The sequence below is a fragment of the Streptomyces sp. NPDC005533 genome, assembly GCF_042871845.1.
Classification (GTDB): Bacteria; Actinomycetota; Actinomycetes; order Streptomycetales; family Streptomycetaceae; genus Streptomyces.
In genome coordinates this window covers 1-2852 of sequence record NZ_JBIAJH010000150.1, presented here as the reverse complement: position 1 = coordinate 2852, position 2852 = coordinate 1, and the positions used below count along the sequence as shown (strand labels likewise).

Annotated in this window: 2 protein-coding genes and 1 pseudogene; all 3 read left to right on the top strand. The window is 64.9% G+C overall.

Annotated elements, in window-relative coordinates; translation table 11 throughout:
- Positions 1-147 precede the first annotated feature (147 nt).
- A complete protein-coding gene (locus ACFYP3_RS37455; protein ID WP_388842575.1) occupies positions 148-270 on the top strand; it encodes a hypothetical protein in 123 nt (40 codons plus the stop codon).
- Positions 271-1051: 781 nt separating this feature from the next.
- Complete coding sequence (locus tag ACFYP3_RS37450; RefSeq protein ID WP_388842573.1) at positions 1052-1570, top strand: DUF2199 domain-containing protein; 519 nt, start codon at positions 1052-1054, stop codon at positions 1568-1570.
- Positions 1571-2189: 619 nt separating this feature from the next.
- Positions 2190-2759 (top strand): annotated as a pseudogene (locus ACFYP3_RS37445) (DUF3662 domain-containing protein); the annotation flags it as partial.
- Positions 2760-2852: the final 93 nt, after the last annotated feature.

Genomic DNA, 2852 nt, shown 5'->3' with positions numbered 1-2852 from the left:
GCCGCGTTCAGCATCAGTCAGGTTCAGCGGCGCAAGCTTCGGACCAGGACGAGTCATACAGGAACTGTAAGCCAACCACTGACTCAGCACACTAGTTCGTCGGCGTCTCGCCCATTCCGGCGTCCTCGGGATTGACGACCGCATCGCATCAGCCGCAGCGGTGACCGGCAGCTCAACCAGGCCCTGCATACCGTCACGTTGATCAGGATGCGACTGGACCCGGCCACGAAGATCTACGTCGTCCGCAGAGTGATTGGGGACAAGACCTGACGAGACGCAAAGCGCTGCCTCAAACGCACCGTCTGCCGTCAGTTCTTCAAGATCCCAGAACCCCCAAATCGAACCCGGGCAGCCGGTCGCCGTAAGGGGCGTTACGCGGCTGACTCGGTCGGCTTGACCAGCGCGAGGGCAGGATTAGCGCCCAGACCCAGTCGACCCGTCTGGGGTGATGGCCACGGCCAGCCCGCCGCGAGGGTGCTGGCAGACAAGACCAGAGGTTGCCCGCTTGTGACTCTTGCACCTTGCTCACTCGCGGTCGCTTCAAAGCGGCCAGAACCGGACAGGATCAGGACGGCAAGATTGAGCAAGCGCGGAAGCTTCGGCCCGAGTTCCGAAGCCGTCCCTGTCACCGCCCGTGCAATGAGGCTCGAGCCCTTACAAAAGGCCCATTCCGGGCAAGTTGAGGGCCAGCGGCGCGATGGTCGCCGATCAGGCTGGGATCTGCCGGTCGACGCCCGTGATCTGTTCATCCAGCCCGACGGCCCTGGCGAGGGTGTGCACAACGGCCATGGTGGTGCTCCAGCACGCCATGGCGGTGCGCTGGCTCTGAGCCGCGGCAATCTGGCATCAGCGATCGCATGGGCTGCTCGCACGTTGCGGTTCTTGTAAGGCGTTGGACGCACGGCGGAGGGCGCGGCAGCGCCTCGGCCGTGTCCCATTCGGAGAGTTGGCCGTCCTCATGGTTCAGACTCTAAAGCGAGTAATACCGTGCGCGCCAAAGGAGAGCAGGCGGGTGCCGACCAGAGCGCAGCGGATCGCTAGGCTCCGCAGTATGAACCGTGGATTAGCCTGCTCGTGCTTCGGAGAGTGCCGCCCCGAGCTGCCGATGAACTACACGGCTGCCGCCCCGGCCGTATGGGCTCCGGCTTTCGCCGGCGCTGGCGGCTGCATGCTCTCGTCGGACCAGTGTGTAATCCATGCACAGCACTACTTCGTCAAAGGGCTGATCGAGATACCCGTCCTCGGCGGCGAGGTATTTTCATGGGGTGTTTGGGTTACTTTGAGCCGCGAAAATTTCTCACGCGCGGCAAGTCTATGGGGCACCCCGGGCCGGGAGACGGAGCAGCCCTACTTCGGCTGGCTCACCACTGAGCTCGCGGTCTACTCGCCCACGACTCTCAACCTGAAGACCCACGTCCATACCCGCGCGGTCGGCGAGCTCCCCTTTGTCGAACTCGAATCCACCGACCACCCGCTCGCCGTCGAACAGCGCATAGGGATCACCTGGGACCGGGTGCGGGAGATCGCCACGGCACTGCTCCACCCTTCCTGCGACAGCCAACAGCCGTGATGGCGGAAGCACGCGGTCGCTCACACATGGGGCGCGGCGAGGTCTCAGCCGCAGGTCTCTCGCATAGGACACCTTGGTTGTGTGCCTGATCAGTTCTGGGGGTGCGGGGTTGCAGGCGGGAAGACCCGCGACGGGCCATCGCCTGGCGCAGGAACTCCGTGCCGTAGCCCAACCCGATGTGCGCTGGCAGCCCGCCCGTGGGCTGGGCCGTGAGCTGCGGGTGATCGCGATCCTCTTTCCATTGATACCTGCACGGCGGTCCGGCGAGAGGGTCGGAGACGGGACCGCCGTTTACCCCGGCACCGTTGCTCTGGGTGCCACGCAGCCACGGAATCGTGGTCGGTTCTGAGCGGGGAGCCGGGTGGCTCGGGGTTGGCTCGGCCGTTTCTGGCTTGCTTCGTCTGACGTGCAATGACCCGCCTCATCCTTGGCGTGGCGTGATGATTCCCGCGCGGTTGCGTCCAAGAGGGCACAAGCTGCTGCTGGTCCGGCCGTGCTCTGACTTCCGGGCCGGACGACTGGGCACTGGGTGCGCGCAGGGCCAGGACATGCCAGACAGATCCGTGCGCAGGGCGCTTGGCAATCGGTACAGGACGACATGAAAGAAGGAGGTGCCCCGATGGGCTTCCTGAAGCGGTTCGAGCAAGGACTGGAAGCTCTGGTGAACGGCTCCTTCGCCAAGGCGTTCAAGTCTGAGGTCTAGCCCGTCGAGATCGTCAGCGCGCTCCACCGGGAATGCGAAACCAACGCGATGATCTCGAAACACGAGCGGGCCGTCGTGCCCAACGACTTCATCGGTGATCTCAGTGCTGGTGACTACGAGCGTCTGAGCCCATACTCTGGCCAGCTCGGCGACGAGCTCGCGGGAGTGGTCCGCGACTATGCCCAACAGCAGATGTACAGTTTCATGGGCCCCGTCAAGGTGCGTCTTTTGCAGGGGGAGGGCCTTGGCACTGGCCGCCACCGCGTCCGCAGCAGCACGGTGGCATCCCCAGCCCACCATCCCCACCATCCCCAGCCGCGCCGGTGGCAGCATGGCGGGCACGGCTACCCGCCAGCGGGCGCCCTGGCGATGCCCGCCTACCCCCATGGCACTCTGCACCGCCGCCCCGCTGGCCCCATGGTCCCTGCTCGGCCGCCTGGCACCACGGTGGTCTGCCGCTGGATCGAGATCAACGGCACCCGCCACTAGGGTCCGTCTTCAAAAGATCGTTCGATGGTGGATCATGTTTTTCGTGATCCGTCGCCATGAACTGACCGATTTCGAGTGGGAGTTGCTGGC